General features: G+C 59.3%; 15 protein-coding genes. 1 reads left to right on the top strand and 14 read right to left on the bottom strand.

Annotation, left to right across the window (positions count from 1 at the left end; translation table 11 throughout):
- Positions 1 to 10: 10 nt before the first annotated feature.
- The 12 genes from tssH to tssA all read right to left on the bottom strand — a co-directional run bounded on the left by tssH (position 11) and on the right by tssA (position 12,846).
- Positions 11 to 2,785: a type VI secretion system ATPase TssH gene (tssH, locus tag ACYVI2_RS19735; protein ID WP_415818344.1), complete on the bottom strand. Its 2,775-nt coding sequence runs from the start codon at positions 2,783 to 2,785 to the stop codon at positions 11 to 13.
- Between the two features lie 99 nt (positions 2,786 to 2,884).
- Positions 2,885 to 3,271: a DUF2195 family protein gene (locus tag ACYVI2_RS19730; RefSeq protein ID WP_415818346.1), complete on the bottom strand. Its 387-nt coding sequence runs from the start codon at positions 3,269 to 3,271 to the stop codon at positions 2,885 to 2,887.
- Positions 3,261 to 3,785, bottom strand: a complete 525-nt coding sequence (locus tag ACYVI2_RS19725) for a DUF2778 domain-containing protein (RefSeq protein WP_415818348.1) — start codon at positions 3,783 to 3,785, stop codon at positions 3,261 to 3,263. The genes ACYVI2_RS19730 and ACYVI2_RS19725 overlap by 11 nt, the downstream gene beginning before the upstream one ends.
- Entirely contained in the window at positions 3,782 to 4,966 is a 1,185-nt protein-coding gene (gene tssG / locus ACYVI2_RS19720; RefSeq protein WP_415818350.1) for a type VI secretion system baseplate subunit TssG, read from the bottom strand. Before tssG ends, ACYVI2_RS19725 begins: the two co-directional genes overlap by 4 nt.
- Before the next feature lie 3 nt (positions 4,967 to 4,969).
- Positions 4,970 to 5,626 carry a DUF3540 domain-containing protein gene (locus ACYVI2_RS19715; protein WP_415818352.1) on the bottom strand — a complete coding sequence of 219 codons (657 nt, stop codon included), beginning with the start codon at positions 5,624 to 5,626 and terminating at the stop codon, positions 4,970 to 4,972.
- Positions 5,627 to 5,658: 32 nt separating this feature from the next.
- Positions 5,659 to 7,563 (bottom strand): type VI secretion system baseplate subunit TssF, encoded by a 1,905-nt coding sequence (gene tssF, locus ACYVI2_RS19710; protein WP_415818353.1) that lies wholly within the window; start codon positions 7,561 to 7,563, stop codon positions 5,659 to 5,661.
- Positions 7,563 to 8,126 carry a type VI secretion system baseplate subunit TssE gene (gene tssE / locus ACYVI2_RS19705; RefSeq protein WP_415818355.1) on the bottom strand — a complete coding sequence of 188 codons (564 nt, stop codon included), beginning with the start codon at positions 8,124 to 8,126 and terminating at the stop codon, positions 7,563 to 7,565. The genes tssF and tssE overlap by 1 nt, the downstream gene beginning before the upstream one ends.
- On the bottom strand, positions 8,126 to 8,941 hold the full coding sequence (locus ACYVI2_RS19700; RefSeq protein ID WP_415818357.1) for a type VI secretion system accessory protein TagJ: 816 nt from the start codon (positions 8,939 to 8,941) through the stop codon (positions 8,126 to 8,128). The genes tssE and ACYVI2_RS19700 overlap by 1 nt, the downstream gene beginning before the upstream one ends.
- A 171-nt stretch (positions 8,942 to 9,112) precedes the next feature.
- On the bottom strand, positions 9,113 to 9,598 hold the full coding sequence (locus ACYVI2_RS19695; protein ID WP_415818359.1) for an Hcp family type VI secretion system effector: 486 nt from the start codon (positions 9,596 to 9,598) through the stop codon (positions 9,113 to 9,115).
- Positions 9,599 to 9,654: 56 nt separating this feature from the next.
- Positions 9,655 to 11,157: a type VI secretion system contractile sheath large subunit gene (tssC, locus tag ACYVI2_RS19690; protein ID WP_415818361.1), complete on the bottom strand. Its 1,503-nt coding sequence runs from the start codon at positions 11,155 to 11,157 to the stop codon at positions 9,655 to 9,657.
- 18 nt (positions 11,158 to 11,175) lie between these two features.
- Positions 11,176 to 11,730, bottom strand: a complete 555-nt coding sequence (gene tssB, locus ACYVI2_RS19685) for a type VI secretion system contractile sheath small subunit (RefSeq protein WP_415818363.1) — start codon at positions 11,728 to 11,730, stop codon at positions 11,176 to 11,178.
- Positions 11,731 to 11,775: 45 nt separating this feature from the next.
- Positions 11,776 to 12,846 carry a type VI secretion system protein TssA gene (tssA, locus tag ACYVI2_RS19680; protein WP_460490337.1) on the bottom strand — a complete coding sequence of 357 codons (1,071 nt, stop codon included), beginning with the start codon at positions 12,844 to 12,846 and terminating at the stop codon, positions 11,776 to 11,778.
- A gap of 481 nt (positions 12,847 to 13,327) precedes the next feature.
- On the opposite strand from tssA, the gene ACYVI2_RS19675 reads away from it, so the two are divergent.
- Complete coding sequence (locus ACYVI2_RS19675; protein ID WP_415818367.1) at positions 13,328 to 14,314, top strand: tripartite tricarboxylate transporter substrate-binding protein; 987 nt, start codon at positions 13,328 to 13,330, stop codon at positions 14,312 to 14,314.
- Between the two features lie 60 nt (positions 14,315 to 14,374).
- Here the strand turns inward: ACYVI2_RS19675 and ACYVI2_RS19670 are convergent, their stop codons facing one another.
- Both ACYVI2_RS19670 and ACYVI2_RS19665 read right to left on the bottom strand, forming a co-directional pair.
- Positions 14,375 to 16,705 (bottom strand): xanthine dehydrogenase family protein molybdopterin-binding subunit, encoded by a 2,331-nt coding sequence (locus ACYVI2_RS19670; RefSeq protein WP_415818594.1) that lies wholly within the window; start codon positions 16,703 to 16,705, stop codon positions 14,375 to 14,377.
- A 17-nt stretch (positions 16,706 to 16,722) separates the two neighbouring features.
- The gene (locus tag ACYVI2_RS19665; RefSeq protein WP_094823318.1) at positions 16,723 to 17,202 is read right to left on the bottom strand and encodes a (2Fe-2S)-binding protein; all 480 of its coding nucleotides are present in this window, start codon (positions 17,200 to 17,202) and stop codon (positions 16,723 to 16,725) included.
- Positions 17,203 to 17,297: the final 95 nt, after the last annotated feature.

The raw sequence follows: 17,297 nt of genomic DNA, 5'->3' as shown, positions 1-17,297 counted from the left end.
GCCCGCACACTCAAGACTGCGATTCGTACTCGTACTGAAACTCGCCATCAGCCGCCAGCAAACTGACTGCACGCACATTGCGCCCATCCATTGATGCCGTCAGCAACTCGTGGCTGATCTGCGGCAATACCGTATTCGTCAGGATTGCATCCACCATGCGTCCGCCCGACTCGACCTCGGTGCAACGCGCCACCACCAGCGCCGTCGCCCCAGGACTGACCGTCAACGTAATGCCGTGGTTATCCCGGAGCCGTTGGCGGATTCGCTCAAACTGCAGATCCACGATACGGGCCAGCATCTCGTCAGAGAGCGGCAAATAGGGCACCGCCACCAGACGCCCCAGCAATGCCGCAGGAAACGCCTTTAACAGCGGTTCTCGCAAGGCTGAGGCCAAACCATCCGCATCCGGCATCAGATCCGGATCCTTGCACAGGCTGCTGATCAACTCTGTACCGACATTCGAAGTGAGGATGATGACGGTATTGCGAAAATCGATGTAGCGGCCTTCGCCGTCTTCCATCCAGCCTTTGTCGAAGACCTGGAAAAAAATCTCATGCACGTCCGCATGGGCCTTTTCCACCTCGTCGAGCAACACGACGCTGTAGGGACGGCGCCGCACGGCTTCAGTCAGTACGCCGCCCTCGCCGTAGCCTACATAGCCCGGCGGCGCGCCCTTCAGCGTGGACACCGTATGCGATTCCTGGAACTCGCTCATATTGATCGAGATCAGATTCTGCTCGCCACCGTACAGGGCCTCGGCCAAGGTCAATGCCGTCTCGGTCTTGCCCACGCCACTGGGGCCGCACAGCAAGAACACGCCCACCGGCTTGTTGGGATCGGTCAGGCGCGCACGGGACGTCTGAATACGCCGTGCGATAGCCTCCAGACCATGCCGTTGTCCAATGACCCGCTGTTCCAGCGTATCTGCCAAACGCAATACCGAATGGGCCTCGTCGCGTACCATGCGGCCCACAGGGATGCCGGTCCAATCGGCAACGACGGATGCCACCGCGGCGGCATCCACGGCGGGGTAAATCAGCGCTTGTTCGCCCTGACGGCGCGCCAGTTCCTCTTGCGCCTGCGCCAACTCGGCACGCAATTGCGCAGGGGCCACCGTGGCGGCCGGGCTCTGCGCCGATGCATCAGCCGCAGCCGTTGCACTCACTCCAGCAGCATCGGCCGCGTCAGCGGCGCGCACCGTCGATGCTTCACCCGCGACAGCCTCACTGCCAGCCGTTGCGCCTGTCGGCTCACCATCGTGCGCATTCGACGCATCCAGCGCCTGCCTCAACGCAAACACCCGCTCAGCCAGCTCACGTTCGGCCTCCCAGCGTTGCACCAGTTCGCTCTCTTGTGCACGTGCTTGTTCGAGACCCGTCCCGACCTGGGCCACCCGGTCTTCCTCGCCCGCACCCAAGTGCGCCTCGCGCACGGCGATACGCTGCTCGATTTCCAGGGCTTCGATACGGCGACGCGCATCTTCCAGTGCAGCAGGCACCGCATGTTGGCTCACGGCAACGCGAGCGCACGCTGTATCCAGCAAGGCAACCGCCTTGTCAGGCAATTGCCGGGCAGGAATATATCGATGCGATAACGACACCGCCGCCTCGATCGCCTCGTCCAGCAACAACACCTGATGGTGCGCCTCCAGCGTCGCGGCCAGGCCGCGCAACATACCTACCGCCCGAGGTTCGGCCGGTTCATGAATCTGCACCACCTGAAAACGCCGGGTCAGCGCCGGGTCTTTCTCGATGTACTTTTTGTACTCCGACCAGGTTGTTGCGCCGATCGTACGCAACTGGCCACGCGCCAATGCAGGTTTGAGCAGATTGGCCGCATCGCCGGTACCCGCTGCGCCGCCTGCACCTACCAACGTGTGAATCTCATCGATAAACAACACGATCGGACGAGGACTGGATTGCACCTCGTCAATCACGCCGCGCAGACGCTGCTCGAATTCGCCCTTGACGCCGGCCCCAGCCTGCAACAGCCCGATATCCAGCAGCAGCAGAGAAACCTCACGCAGCGGAGGCGGCACGTCGCCACTGGCCAGACGCAAGGCCAGGCCCTCCACCACCGCCGTCTTGCCTACACCGGCTTCGCCCGCCAGCAAGGGATTGTTCTGCCGGCGCCGCATCAGAATATCGACGATCTGGCGAATTTCCTCATCCCTTCCGGACACAGGGTCGATTTCGCCCGCACGGGCCTTGGCAGTCAGGTCGACCGCATACTTCGCCAAAGCGGAACCACCGCCTTCGACGGATGCCGGTGCCCCCGAGTCAGTCTCCACCGGCTGCGCCGTGGCATCCTCAGGCGAACCATGCACGATGGCGTCCAACTGCTCCAGCAACACATCCGGCACAATGCGTGAAAACTGGTCGGACATCCCCAGCAGCACGTTGCGCAAGGCATAAGTCTTTACCAGACCCGCGATCAAATGCCCGCCGCGAATGCGTCCGGCACCATAGCGCAGCGATCCGAGCACCCAGGCTCGTTCAACGGCATGATCAATATGCTCCGACAGATCGGATACTGACCCCGCACCGCGTGGCAGTTGATCCAGCGCCTGTGTCAGATCGGCCTGCAGCATCCCCATATCAACATCAAACCGACGCGCGATGCGATGCAGATCGCTATCCTGCGTGTGTACGATCTGGTGTATCCAGTGCACCAGTTCAACGTAGGGATTACCTCGCAGTTTGCAGAATGAGGTCGCCCCCTCCAGCGCCTGGTATAGCAGCGGATTGAGCTTGCCAAACAAATCTATGCGGCCAATGTCAGACATATCGTTGTGTTGTACCCAGCGTGAAAGCGAATCTGCCCGCCAGCATCATCCGGCAGGAATCAAACAGGAAAATCAATCAAGTGCCATGCTCGAGCAACGTCAATCCGGTCCTGCGCAAGCCAACGATAGCACCACACCGCGATCCCCCAGCAATTGCTCACTGCTGGCCAATGTCAGCGGCTGCACTCCCGACTCCTTGACCAACAAGGCGCCGCGCTGCAAAAAGCTGCGATATCCTCCTTCCATCTCTACCTGCGAGGTATACGTCGCAATAGCAGACTTGCAGCCACATTCCCCGATTGGCTTTTTGACAGTGAGGGTGGCTTCAGTCACCACCTGTTTTCCGGTTGTCGTGCGCACGCCTGGCTGCAAGGTTACGCATTGCGCCAGGGCATTCTCGACTTTGATCGGCCCGGCCGCTTGTGCCGCCGTGCCGATCAGGGCGGCCGCCAACAACACCGCCAGGCATCGTGCATTATTCGACAAGCGTGCCTCCATTGGTCTGGCGCCCGGCCACATAATCGACCTTGATGATCATCGTCGAACGCCCTCGGCCGCCACGCGCATACGTGCGCAGCAGCGGAAAGATACGGCCATCGACTTCGATGCATCCATGACTGAATCCCTTGGTCGAATCATGCAGATAGAACCCGCCGCGCACCGGAGAGCAACGATTACGCGTGGCCGTATCGGCAGGCTCCATCCGTGCGCGATTGACGCCCCAGTTGGCCCAATACGGTTCGCACGCGCCGGCAGAAGCGCCACGCGGGATCGTCTGAATTCCCCACGCCGGCTGCAACGCGCAAGCGCCGCGCCCATCGTCCTGCGCCGCGCCCTGATCCGCCAGGAATATCTTGTACAGCCCGGGCGGCACCGGGCCAGCATCCGGTGTGCACGATTCCGACGGAATCTGTGATCCGCGCATCCCGCTTGTCGCACGGAATTTTCCATGGCCTGGCCAATGCAGTACCTGGCCATCGTAGAACATGTCATGCGTCACGATCTCGCCTCCTCGGGCTGCGATGTTGCGGCCGCCTGGCGTGCATCACGCTTTGCACGATCACGGCCTTCATAATCCAGTAGTAAATCGCGAGCATCACCTTGCTCTGCCCGGCGCTTACCCAGCCAGGATGACAAACCCAAGGGTTGCTGCTCGCCCAATTTGACCCCGCGCACGTCCTGCCGCTTGAGCACCGGCCGGACATCCCACGCCAGTTCGACACCGATGTAGTCGCGCACCCAATGCAGCAATTGTTTGGCGCGTCTGCCGCCAGGCAAAAAGCTGGCGTAATCGGCCCGCGTCAACGGCCCCAGCTCGATGCGGAACTTGTGCTGCGCGTCCCGCACCGCCGCCCCGAGAATCGTGTCCTGCCCTAATCCCATGGATCCACCCAGCCCTAATCGCTGCGAGGGATCCAGCCGTATCCACTGCGGCACAAATTCCGCAATACGTACCGGCACGGAGAAAAACGTCTGCAGAATCTGCTTTAACCCTTCGGGATTCCGGGTTTGCCGCAACAAATGGCCCGCCATGAAAAACTTGGCGTGATCCATCACCGCGTCGCGCCTGGCCAGCGAAGGCATGCCCATATGCAGCAAGCTCGCCACATAGCGGGTAAAACGGGCTTCTTTCCGATCCAGGCTGACCGTGCTCTGCGCATCGGCCCATGCCCGATAAAACAACAGGATCAACCGGTGATGAAAGACATCGGCAAAGCCCGACAACGTTCGATCGCCATAGTGATGCATGCGCTCGCGTGCATACTCCGTCAAATGCAGCGGCAGCGGACCATTCGGACCGAACAGGCCAAAGCTGTAGATCGAGAGTTCAGGCGGCCGGTTTCCGCGCCCAAGCGCGACCGAAGCCAGCGTCGATGGCGCAAAAGCCATCGACGGCTCTTGCCTCAAGCGTACGGGCTCATTGCGCGCGACCGTATCGCGGCCTAGCGGCAAACGGGCGCCGGCCCGTGCATCGATCCAGCGCAACGTATGAAACAGATCGTGGGAATACGGGTCCTGCGACAATGCCCGCCAGAACTCGGCCGGCATGCCCGGCAGCGTGCCGTTGGATGGTGGCAACGTCTGTGGCGCCTGCTGATCCGCTTCGGTCGCAGCGGGTTGCGACCCTGACATTTCGTCGGCCGTCGCTTGTACCCCTGCCTGCGCCATCGTGTCTGTCATCCGTCAGCCCATGTGAATCTGCTTGGCGTCCACCTTCACGAGCTTCTCGCCGGTCACCATGGTGTACGACGCATGCAATCGCGCGCTCTTGTCGGCGCGATAGTCCAACGACCCGGCGCGCACATGTTCGACCTCCTCCGCCGCACGGAACGTCACGCGCGACAAGAACGACAGCCGATCCATGATGGCCTCGTATACCTTGCCCACGACCCGCGTAGACCCGACCGTGGCCGTCACCTCTGCGCCGAGATATTTCATTTTTTCCGTGACGAAGCTGGCTTCTTTCGCCTGCAGCGCCAACGACACAGTATCGATCTTGACCGCGTTCTGTCCGGACACATTGACATCCGTTGCCCCTTCAAGAGACACGCTGCCCGTGCGCGAACGCAGTACGACGTCGCCCACCGTCTCGAGCTGCGCACGCTGCGGATCCGCCTGCTCAACTACAGCGATCAGATATACGCGAGACGCCTCAGGACCACTGATCAGCACATGATCCCCCTCTTGCGGCACCAACAAGCAACTGGCGGCCAAGCGCGTGCGCCACTGGTGGCCATCACACTCGACAACAAAGCCACCGTCGTCATCACGATGCAACACCGTGCCAATTAAATGCACCGGATCGTAGACCGGATACTGACGTTTCGCAGCGGTATTCATGGCACGACTCCTTTCTATCAACCTTGACAGCCCTATACGGCGGGCCGCGCCCCCATGCGAGGCTTCCAGCGGGCGATATCGCCGCGCTGCAATGTAGACAACACCAATTCCGACATCATATTGATCGATACATGCCGGGCAAAAAATTGTTCCAGTACGGCGCCGAACAAATACGGACTGATGCCCGAAAACGCAGCCTCGTCGACTTGCATACTGATACGAACGCCTCGTCCGTACACAATAGGACCAGGCAGGGGCAGACGGTGATGCATCGGATCCGCACGCACGTGACGTACACCGCCTATGTGCTTACGCACGACAGGATCGGCCAGATTGCCGTACACATTCAACATTTCGCGCAGCGTCTGGGCGCCCTGCTCCGCGTCCAGGTCCATCAAACTCAGGTAGTTCAGACCCAAGTGGCTGATCAGATGCCACGTCGCAGCATGCTCTGCCAACGCAGCGTGCGGACGGGTCGGACCGTGCAGCACCTTTACCGCACCGACTGGCGCCGATACGCGCAAGGTGAAATCCGTATCCGTTCCCAGCGGCAACAACATCGCCAGATCCCGATTCGTGCACAGCGTATCCAGCGTCAGATGACGCAGTTGACCGGAAAACGGCACCTCATTCCGGTCTACGAGCGACACAAACACCTCGCTGCCGATATACCCCGTACGTGTGCCGTTGCGTTTTGCCTGCTCAGATAACAAGCGCGGCTCACGACGCGTCGAGTAATACGCACCGTAATCATCCGGGTCCGACCCGAGCGTCCCGTAAAACGGCCTGAACTCCTGCTCGGGCCGCTCTGCCGAGGCATGCCCCAACACCTGGGTTACCCCAAACACCTCATAGTCCAATGGGCGCGTACGATCCACGACCAAGTGGTATTCGCTCGTACGCGAGGTCACTGCAATACGATCGGCACGCTTGGGAAACAGATTGATGATAGGCGCACAATGCAACGCCAGATGCTCCGCCGCAATGGCGCCTTCCAGTTCCGGCGCCGCAACGGAAAACAAGAACGTCAGATCAAAACTGCGTGTCTCGCGGCGAGTACTTCCCGACAAGGGCGGCGTACGCAAGCCGCGTTTCAGATCGTTCACACTGAAAAACAGGAAGCGGCGCGGAAATGCAAAATATTCCTGCAGCAAACGATACCCTTGAAACACGCGGGAATCGGCCGGCAGCAATGCCTGATCGTCGTCAAATCCCTCATGGCGTATCGACGAGGGAGACAGCTTGTTGATCCAACTGACCGGCCGCTGCGTATCGTGCCCCAGCACCGCCACGGTATGGCCCATCAGGATTTCCAACAAGCGCTGCATCTGCAGATCCTGGCCCGCCAGGTGAAACACGAGCTGGTCGAGATCCATGTCTTCCAGACGCACACCGCCGCAGACCTCGATGCGAATTCGCAAAGCGCTCAGCACGCGGCTATTGCGTCCGCCCAATCCGAGCCGGGCCAAGGGCAGATCCGGCGGCGTCCCCGTGAACTCGGCCTGCGTCACACGCAGCGGCCACAGACGCACCTCATGGCCCGTCATGAATTCGCACGGTGTCTGCTCGCCGCGCGGCACACGTCCGCGCAACAACGTCCCTCGTGGCAGATCAAAGCCGCGGGCCAGCGTCCCCTCGTTCATGCTGGGAGAGAACTGCACCACCGCCATCGCAGGCGTAGGCGCGAGGTAATTCGGATACACCACCTCCAACAGGCGCTGCGAAAACCGCGGGAACTCGGCATCCATCTTCAGATGGATACGCGCCGTCAGAAAGCTAAACCCCTCAAGCAGCCGCTCGACATAGGGATCCGCCACCTCAGTGCCATGCATCCCCAGACGACCGGCGACCTTGGGGTACATCTGGGCAAACTCGGCGCCCATTTCCCGCATGTACACCAACTCGCGGTTGTAATAGTCGAGCAAGCGCGAATCCATCAGGCAACACCCCCCAGGTCGCGCAGGTCCATATGACCGCTTTCCAGATCAATATCCGTACGAAACAGGAACTCCATGGGATGCGGCACGCACCACAGCATGCCCTTGATTTCCAGGCTCAGCACATTGTGATGCTCCAGCGTACCGGTATCTGTCACGCACCGGACCTCGACCGACGAATCCAGGATACGAGGCTCGAACGCCGCGATCGCATTACGAATCGAATCCTCGACGTCGATCCAGTCGATCTCCGACATGCGCTTGCCTGCCATGGCCCGTACGCCGAAATTCAATGTCGATTCCGGCACAGACGGATACGACGATAAATCATCCGTGGTCTGTAAATTGACGGTATTGAGCAGCCAGCGCAGATCTCGCAGCACGGCAACCCGCAGCTCATCATGAGTCAGCATCGACGCTTCGCGAGGCTCCTGCCGTTTGGATGGATCGTTATCCATCAAGCGATCCAACAGCGACGGCTGCAAACGATCCCGAGCCACGCGCTCACTGCGCGGCAACTGCTCCCAGGGACGCAGGCTCGCCGTCGACTCAGATACTGCCATCAGCGCATCTCCAGCGACCGGATATCCAGCAATGCGTATTCCCCCTGATCGGTCATCCACATTTTTTGCCCCACGCCGGCATACATCTCGCCTTGCAGGGGATGCCAATCTGTCATTCGACCGAGTTTCACCCCGTCCGGCAAATCAGCGAATACTTGTCCCGGCAGGGCCGGATAGCGCGCGGGGATCAGGCCGTATTGGGTACGGCCTTCGTCGAGCGTCACTTCCGCTTGTGCCCACACCACATCGCACAACCCTTCGGGTGGCAACAGCCGCACCTCGCGCAACGCCGAGAACGGGAGCCAGCCATAACGCCCCGCCGACATGAATTCAAAAACCGGCCCCAGACGACTGTCGCCATCGCTGATCCACTCGAACGTCGCCGCGGCATCATCCATGGACACCGTCAATGTCCCGGCTCGGGATTCGGCCGCCTCATAAGCACGTTCACGCAATTGCGCCGCTTCCTCCGGCGCATCAGCATCACAACTCAAAGCTCTCCATAAATCAGCGAACCACGAGGGTGCCTCACCAAACGCGGCCGGCTGTTCCTGGCCGATCAACACGCGCTCGCGTTGACGTTCAGCGGCAATCGCCTGCTCATACAAGATGGCAGTAGGCTGCGCCTGCGCATTCAACTGGGCAGACAACTTCAATTGTTCGGATGCTCGTCCCCAATCACCCTGCACAACCATCAACTGGAACAACTGCGCCCGCAAATCAGCGTCCGCCGGTTGACGACGTATCTGGGACTGGATCGTCTCCAGATGCTGGGACAAGCTGCTTTCACGCAACGCAACGGCAGGTCTGATCATAAGAAAGCACCGCAGACAGAAAACAAAGTCGACGGTCGATCCGAAAATCGCCCGTCGCCATAAAACAAAGAGACTCCACCACAACACACTTCCCGCAGTGGCGCCAGCTCAAGGGAGCAAGAGTTGACGTGGACGGACCCGACACCGAAACGCCAGGCCCGTACCGACGGCTTAACCGACTTCCTGGTTCTTCTTGATATCCCAAGCGACCACGCTTTCCGCGCCCTTGCCGCCTTGCTCCGTCTGCTCCCAGTATTGCTGTTTGACCTTGGCAGCTTGAAAAGCGAAGTTCACCGTCACGGACTCCTGGTTCAGTTCACCCGACAATTGCACGGACGACACCAGTACGTCTTCCAACGTGATCTTCGTGTATTCAATCTGCTGGCCGCCAGCCTTGCACACCGACAACTCAATCTTGCTCAGGTGTTTGCCGCTGGCGCAATGCTTCATGACAGCCGGAGCGGCCTTGTCAATACGCGCCACCACGTGCAAGTCGTTGAAACTGGCTTTTCCAGCACCCAGGCCTCCGCCGCTAGCCATGTTGCCGGGCTGTGTGGCACCCCACGAGAACGAAACGATATCGGTCCAATTCTTATGATTGGCATCCTTCGACTCGCCGTTGGCACCGTCGATCTTCATGAACATGTCAACAGACACTTCTCTCTCCCTAAGTTGCTGTCACGGCACGAAGTGCCCTGAAAAAAATGCCCATCTCAACCATCATTCTTTTTCAAGGATGGCAGCTTGGACACAAGACGCAGCGACACTGTCAGCCCTTCCAACTGATAGTGAGGCCGCAAGAAAAACTTCGCGGAGTAATAGCCGGGGTTGTCCTCGATCTCTTGCACCTGGACCTCGGCCGCCGCGAGCGGCTTGCGTGCTTTGGTCTCTTGGGACGAGTTCGCAGGATCACCATCGACGTAATTCATGATCCAGTCATTGAGCCAGCGTTCCATGTCATCACGCTCACGGAACGAACCAATCTTGTCGCGCACGATGCACTTCAGATAGTGCGCAAAACGGCAGCAGGCAAACAAATACGGCAGGCGTGCCGACAGCTTGGCGTTGGCCGACGCATCGGCATCGTAGTATTCGTGCGGTTTTTGCAGGGACTGCGCGCCGATGAACGCCGCAAAGTCAGAGTTCTTGCGATGCACGAGCGGCATGAAACCATTCTTGGCCAACTCGGCCTCGCGGCGATCGCTGATCGCGATTTCGGTGGGGCACTTCATGTCCACGCCACCGTCATCGGTCGGGAACGTATGGCATGGCAGATTTTCCACCGCGCCGCCCGACTCCACGCCGCGAATCGACGTGCACCAACCGTACAACTTGAACGAACGGTTAATGTTGGCCGCCATGGCATACGCCGAGTTCGCCCACGCATAACGGTCGTGATTCGCGCCGTCGGTGTCTTCTTCGAAATCGAACTCATCGACAGGATTCGTGCGTGCCCCATAGGGCAGGCGTGCCAGGAATCGCGGCATCGCCAAGCCGATATAACGCGCATCCTCCGACTCGCGCAGGCTACGCCATGCAGCGTATTCCGTGTTCGTAAAGATCTTCGTCAGATCGCGCGGGTTCGCCAGTTCTTGCCACGAATCCATCTGCATCACATTGGGCGATGCACCTGCGATGAACGGGCAATGCGCTGCGGCGGAAATCTTCGCGATTTCGCTCAGCAGCTCCACATCGGGCGGGCTGTGGTCAAAATGGTAATCGCCCACCAGGCAACCGATCGGCTCGCCACCAAACTGGCCGTATTCCTCCTCGTACACACGCTTGAAGATCGGGCTTTGATCCCAGCCCACGCCTTTGTGACGCTTCAAGGTACGGCCCAGTTCCTTTTTCGAGATACACATCACGCGGATCTTCAGCAACTCGTCCGTTTCTGTGTTGGTCACCAGATAATGCAGACCGCGCCATGCCCCTTCCAGTTGCTGGAAATCAGCATGGTGCATGACCAGATTGATCTGATCCGACAGCTTGCGGTCAATCTCGGCAATGATGGCCTGAATCGTTCGATAGGCATCTGCCGACACCGCCACACCGCTGTTTTCCAGCGCTTGATGCGCCAGCGTACGGACAGCGTGTTCGACGGCCTCGCGGGCCTGCTCGGTCTTGGGTTTGAACTCTTTCTTCAGCAACGCGGACAGGCCATCGGCCTCCAGCGTTTCAGTGCTGCGGGCATCTGCGTGTTTGGCTACTGCAGTCATCGCGATCTCCGTTATCGTTTATTTCGCGGCCGGATCAGATTCGGACGTATTGGCGTCCGTCGTCGGCGCATCCGGATTCGGTGCGGCAGCCAACGCATTCATCAGAGCGGGGTTTTTCAATACCTTGCCGATCAATTCCTCGGCACCTGTTTTCCCATCCATGTAGGTCAACAGGTTCGCCAACTGCGTACGAGCCTCCAGCAGCTCGTTCAATGCGCCCACCTTGCGCGCCACCGTAGCAGGCGAAAAATCGTCAATGCTCTCGAACGTGATATCCACGTTCAGATTGCCGTCGCCGGTCAACGTATTGGGCACCTGGAAAGCCGCGCGCGGTTGAATGGATTTCATGCGCTCATCGAAGTTATCGATGTCGATATCCAGAAACTTGCGTTCGGCCACATCAGGTTGAGGCTCCACAGACTTACCGGCCAGATCTGCCAACACGCCCATCACAAAAGGCAGTTGAATCTTGCGCTCTGCACCATAGATTTCCACGTCATATTCGATCTGCACGCGCGGGGCTCGGTTACGTGCGATGAACTTCTGCCCGCTGCCTTTTAGTGTCGTTACCATGTGTGCTCTCCTGTCCAGCTATATGTGTGCCTGCATTACGTCACCTCAGTTGCCAGGTCCGCCATTGGCGTCCCTGGGTAACCAGGCCTCGAACTGCTCGAGACCTTGCGGCGCCAGATTTTTAACAATGTCGTGAAAACTCATGGAAATCAACTGCTGCGCCCGCCGGATCAAATACGGTGCCGGATGACTGGGCTCATGCACTTCAAAATACGCGCAGACCTTGGCCAACATCGCCGCAGCTTCTTCGCGTGATTGAATCTGTGCGTCTTGCCAACGCATCACGGGCGCTGGCGCGGCATGCGATGAGGCGGGCTCTGCAGCGGCCTTTACGGCAACCTCACGCTGTGCCGTAGCACTTGCGTCCCCAGTTAACGTGTCCGCACTGGTCATGGGGGCGTTATCACCCAGCACCTGCATCACCACATCCAGCGTCCGCAGGATGCCCGCGTAATCCGGCACCCATTCTTGCCCAAGCTTGTCCGCGACTTGATTCTGGATGCGGCGCAACGCCTGTACGGCAGCCGACAAGGCAATCAAATCTTCATCTTGCTGCAGCCATGCTTGACGCAAATGCTCGATCAGGCGTGTGCGGCCGCCCGGATAAAAATCCGGATCCGAACGGCTGCCGTCCAGCAAGGATTCGGCATCGCGCAACGACAATTGCCCGTGCACGCCATTAACCAATCGGCTGGAACGCGCGCTCCGCGCGCCGCCGGCATGATCCCCCAGCGATACCAACGCATTGATGCGCGGCATCGGATCGTTATCGTCCACACTATCCAGACGAGGATGCACCGCGTCCCAATAACGCTCCAATGTGTCCGCCACCAATGTCAGGCCATCGGCATAACCCGGCAGACCACGAGCCTCTGTCCAGGCCTGCGTCAAATAGCCCATGATGCGCACGTCGCGCGTCCGGTCCAATAACCCGCGCGCCAGCCTTTCGACTTCGCGCCAGTCAGGCGGCTGGGCCGGAATGATCGTCGACCCGAATTGCTGCTCGCTACGCTCGACCGCAGCTTGCTGCAATTGCAGAAACTCGGCGTCGTATTCCAAGTCTTCGCCGCAAGGCAGACGTGGGTCCAGAGCGGTCAGAATATCGGCAAATTCCATAACTATCGTTCATATCCGGGATTACCCTGAGCCTAAAATAGGCCATCTTCGCTTATCTCCCGCAGAAGTCGGAATTCTAGGCATAGCCTGTGCGCATCCCAATGACACCTAACAGCTACTGTTTTTTCTTACGATTCATTAACAAATAAGAAAATCTTCGAACAAATTCCACACTGCTAATTTCAATATATTGAAACAATACTGCCACGTCACAACAGCCCCCATCACCGCAAATCACCGTGTTTTTGCAGTGCCGAGTCAGCCTTATTTGTGACACTTATTTTTAATTCTTTCTTTTAATAGAGTCCCAAGGGCCGCAATATTTTTATGGCTCTAATTAAGGCCATAGCTTTGCTTATTTTTGCGGCGACGCAACAACAGGGTTTACCCCGCTTTCCTCACTCCAAACCCCTGCTTCCAAAAAATCAAATTGCTGAACTGGAGCGGTTCGGAAAACATAAGCCCCCTAACAGGAGACAGTATGCTTTTCCATCGCCCTATAAATATTGCTTTGTCGGCGCTCGCCTTGTCCTTTTCCATCGCATCGAGCGTACAGGCCGCAGACTATCCCTCCCGCCCCATCACGCTGGTCGTTCCCTTTGCTGCAGGCGGGCCCACTGACGTCGTCGCCCGTTCGCTCGGCGCTGAACTCGGCAAAATACTCAAGCAACCCATCGTCGTAGAAAACCGCACTGGCGCGGGCGGCACCGTGGCAGCCAACTATGTCGCCAACGCTGCGCCTGACGGCTATACGTATTTCATCCACCACAATGGCATGGCCACCGCCACAGCGCTCTATCCCGCGTTGAAATACGATCCGCTGACGAGTTTCGAGTACGTCGGCGAAGTCATCGATGTGCCCATGACCTTGTTGGCCCGCAAGGATTTCCCGGCCAGCAACATGGCCGAATTCATTACCTATGCCAAAGCCAACGCCGACAAAATCAACCTGGCGAATGCCGGCCCGGGTGCAGTCTCGCAACTGTGCGGCTCACTGCTGCAACAAGCGCTGGACGTGAAATTCACTACCATTCCGTACCAAGGCACCGGCCCCGCCATGTCGGCCCTGCTGGGCGGACAAGTCGACGTGCTGTGCGACCAGACCACGCAGACCATCCCTCACATCCAGGCAGGCAATGTGAAGTTCTATGGCGTCACCACACTGAACCGCATCTCTAAACTGCCAGATGCTCCCACCCTGAACGAACAAGGGCTCAAGGACTTTGAGGTGAAGGTGTGGCACGGCATCTACGCGCCGAAAGGCACGCCTGCCGCAGACATCGCCATCTTTAATAAAGCGCTCAAGGCCGCACTCAAGTCGCCTGAGTTCACCGCAAGGATGGCCGATCTGGGAGCGGAAATCGTCTCGGAAGACCGTCAGACGCCCGAGTCCCTCAAAAAATGGGTGCAATCCGAAATCAACAAATGGACACCCATCCTGAAAGCCGAGGGCATTAACGTCAACTGATAGCCATCGTGACACGAACTTCGGCCCGGGCACATCGCCCGGGCCGAAGCATCTGTCCCGTCATGCCTTGAGCTGATCCCGTATCGGCAAATTGCGAATACGCTTGCCTGTCGCGGCAAAAATCGCATTACACAAGGCTGGCGCAAATGGCGGCACCGCGGGCTCGCCTACGCCACCCAACGGCACATCAAAGCCGTGCTCAACAAGATGCACCTTGATCACCCGCGGCGCCTCCGACATGCGCGTGACCTCATATTGGTGAAAGTTCGTCTGGTTGGTGCGGCCCTTGGCGAACGAAATCTCACTGCGTGTAGCCAGGCTTTGCCCCATGATGCATGCGCCTTCGACCTGGGCACGCACCCGGTCGGGATGGACTTGCGGGCCACAATCGACGGCTACGTCCACTTGATGCACGATGAGACTGCCGTCCTTGCCGACCTCGACCTCTACCACCGTGGCCACGTAGGTCACAAAGCTATACGACACCGCCAAGCCCAGCCCTCGACCGGCTGGCAGCTCGCGCCCCCAGCCCGCGGCTTTGGCAGCCACCTCGACCACATGCCGCATACGGCCTGTGTCCAGTGGATAAATCATGGGCGATTCGCCATAATTCCAGCTGTCGGACATATCTGGCGGAGAGATCTTGCGCGCAGGCCCGATGAGCTCTAACAAGTAATCCTTCGGATCGCGTTTGAGCGCATGCGCCATCTCCGCAACGAAACTCTGCACCGCAAAAACATGCGGAATATTCGACACGGAGCGGAACCAGCCTATCCGCGTATGGGCAGGCACCGGCACCGACTCGACCCGAAAATTCGGGATGGCAAACGGAATATTCACGGCCGACATACCCAGCTCGAAAGGCTGCTGGCCCTGCGCATTCGCGACAAAGGTCGAACCTATGGTCGGCGCGGCAGTGCGATGCAGCCATGCGACGGCCTTGCCGTTGGCATCGACCCCAGCCTCCAGGCGTTCGACCGATACGGTATGGAAATAATCATTGGTGATGTCATCCTCGCGCGACCAGGTGACTTTGACCGGTTTGCCGTCCATGGCACGCGATAACAACGCCGCTTCGACGGCGTAATCCGACTTGGACTTGCGGCCAAAACCGCCGCCCAACAGTGTTTGATGAACCGTGACGGCCGAGATATCCAACCCCAGCTGCTTGGCCACGTTCTCGCGCGTGCCGTATGGCGACTGCACACAGGCCCAGACCTCGCACTTGCCATCGGCCACACGCGCCGTCGCCGCAGGAGGCTCCATGGTCGCATGCGCCAAATGAGGCAGGTAATATTCCGCTTGAATGCGTTGTGCTGCGCCCTCCAGGGCTTTCATCGCATCGCCATCATTGCGCACCGCCGGGGCCGGTTTATTCGCCCCCTCGCTCAGGGTCTTGCGAAACGCCTCTGAATCGTAGCTCGCGTTAGGGCCATCATCCCACTCGATTTCCAGGGCATTACGCCCTTTCATCGCCGCCCACGTATCGGCCGCAACAACCGCCACGCCACCCAACGCGGCAAACACCGGCGGCATCGGACCCGCAGGAATCTCCACGACCTTGAGCACCCCCGGCACTTTCAAGGCGGCATCGGCCTTATAGCTCTTGACCTTGCCGCCCAGTACCGCCGGCCGCGCGACCGCGGCATACAGCATGCCATCCAGGCGGGTATCGATACCAAAATGCGTCGTGCCGGACACCACGTCCTGAATATCGACGCTGCGCGTGCTTTGCTTGCCGATATAGCGGAACTGCTCTGGCTTTTTCAACCGCAATGCGTCGGTGGCCGGTACCGGCAGCGCAGCGGCTGCCTCGGCGAGCTCTCCATAACCGAGCTTGCGTCCGGAGGCTTCGTGCAGGACTTCGTGATTGCGCGCCACGACCTCGGTCACAGGCACATTCCATTGCTTGGCTGCCGCGATTTCCAACATCGCTCGCGCTGACGCACCGACACGCCGCATGGGCTGAAAGAAATGCCGCGTACTGCGCGAACCATCCGTGTCCTGATTGCCATAGCGCGGCTCATCGCCTGGCGCCTGGATCACACGGACTTTGCTCCAGTCGGCCTCAAGCTCGTCGGCCACCACCATCGGCAAACCCGTCCGTACCCCCGTACCCATCTCGGCGCGATGCGCGATGATCGTGACAATGCCATCCTTGCCGATCGATACGAACACCAGAGGATCGTCCACCGTACCATGTGGCATGCCGTCGGCGCCGTACTTCTTTTCTTCTTTAGCGGCCTCTGCAGCACGCACCATGCCGCCCGCGCCCACCATCAGCACCAGACCGGTCAACGCGCCTGCCGCTTTCATCCAATCGCGCCGGCCCGGCGAGGCCAGTTGATCCGCACGAGCCATATCAGCCATCGCTCCGGACGGCTGCGTCATCAAATGAGCAAAATGGTTCATTTCGCGGCTCCTGTGCTGGCGACCTGTTTGATGGCCACTTCCTTGATCGCAGCCCGGATGCGCGGATAGGTGCCGCAGCGGCAGATATTGCCGCTCATGGCCGCGTCGATGTCCTCATCGGTAGGTTTCGGGTTGCCTTTGATCAGCGCGGTCGCCGACATGATCTGGCCCGACTGACAGTATCCGCATTGGGGCACGCCGATCTCTACCCAGGCTTCTTTGACAGCTTTGCCGACGGCGTCATCGCCTATTGCCTCGATGGTCGTGATCGGCTTGCCGGCCGCAGCGGCGACCGGCGTGATACAGGAGCGTATCGGTTGACCGTCCAGATGCACCGTACAGGCGCCGCACATGGCCATGCCACACCCAAATTTCGTGCCGGTCATTCCCAGCCGGTCACGTATCACCCATAGCAACGGCATATCATCGGGAACGTCTACCTCTTGGGATTTGCCATTGATCGTCAGACTAGCCATACGAGCTCCTTGTTCGGCAAAGACACGCACTACGAGAGATGTCTGCCGAGTGTACTCGGGTTGGCTATCAAATCAAGGATTCGTGCAACGCAGCA

The sequence above is a fragment of the Bordetella tumbae genome (genome assembly GCF_054780995.1).
This window is presented reverse-complemented; position numbering and strand designations above follow the sequence as displayed.